At 62.6% G+C, this 984-nt stretch carries 1 protein-coding gene; it reads right to left on the bottom strand.

Annotation, left to right across the window (positions count from 1 at the left end):
* Positions 1–984 (bottom strand): IS630 family transposase (locus ACNKW1_RS15745; protein ID WP_418365518.1); only part of this gene is annotated, 984 nt, incomplete at both ends.

The following is a 984-nucleotide window of genomic DNA, read 5'->3' as shown; positions in this document are numbered from 1 at the left end:
ACGACCGCACCCGATCCGGCATCGCAGCAATGCGTTCCATGCAGGTACGTGCCTTCTCGAGAAGTGCGGCGGCGGTCTTGGCAATCGGCCCGGAACGTATCGAGGTTTTCAGATCCCGGTTGAGGTACTCGTCGGGGTTGAGTTCCGGCGCGTACGGCGGCAGGTAAAACAGTTCGATCTTCTCGGTGTTTTCCGCCGCCCACTCGCGGACACGGTTGGCGCGATGCACGCGCAGATTGTCGACGATCAGGAACACCTTACGCTGCGCGTCCTGAATCAGGTCCTTCAAGAACACGATGAAGCGCTCGGCATCGATGGCGCCCTCGAAGAACGAGAAGCGTACCAAGCCCTGGTTGGTGATCGCCGAGATCATCGACGTCGATCCATGGCGACCGGCCGGCAGTCGAAGCTCCGGCGTCAGTCCCGCCATCGAGTAGCCGCGCACCCAGTGCGAGTCCTGACGAATGGCGGTCTCGTCCCCCCAGTAGATCTCGGCATCCTCAGTCTTGGCGCGCGCAACGATCTTCGGGTACGCGTCCTCGAGCCACGCCTTGAGCCGGGCCGGATCCTGCTCGAGCGCACGCTTGACCGGCCGCTGCGGAGTGAAGCCCCAGCGCCGAAGGTACTCACCGACCGTGCGAATGGGCATGTCGATGCCAAAGAGCTGCTTGATGGCGAGCATGACCGCGCGACGATTCCACAGCGCGAACTCAAGCTGAAGCTGGGCGGGATTCGAACCGATGATCTTCAAACGCAACTGCTCCTCTTGAACCAGCGTCAGCGTTCGACCCGAACCATGGCGTCGGCCACGTTGCCCGCCCTTGATGACGCTGTCGACGCTGTCGGCCTGGGCGCGCCGCGCCCATTTCAATACAGTGCCAACGTGAACCCCGCACACCTCAGCGATGTGCGACCACGTGTAACCTTGCTTGCGCAGGACAAATGCCTGGCGGCGAATGTGTTCCAGGGCTTCGGGCGGAAGCT

Origin of the sequence: Thauera sp. WH-2, from assembly GCF_048321015.1 — a bacterium.
Classification (GTDB): Bacteria; Pseudomonadota; Gammaproteobacteria; order Burkholderiales; family Rhodocyclaceae; genus Thauera.
The sequence above is the reverse complement of the archived record's forward strand: the minus strand, read 5'-3'. Positions and strand labels throughout refer to the sequence as shown.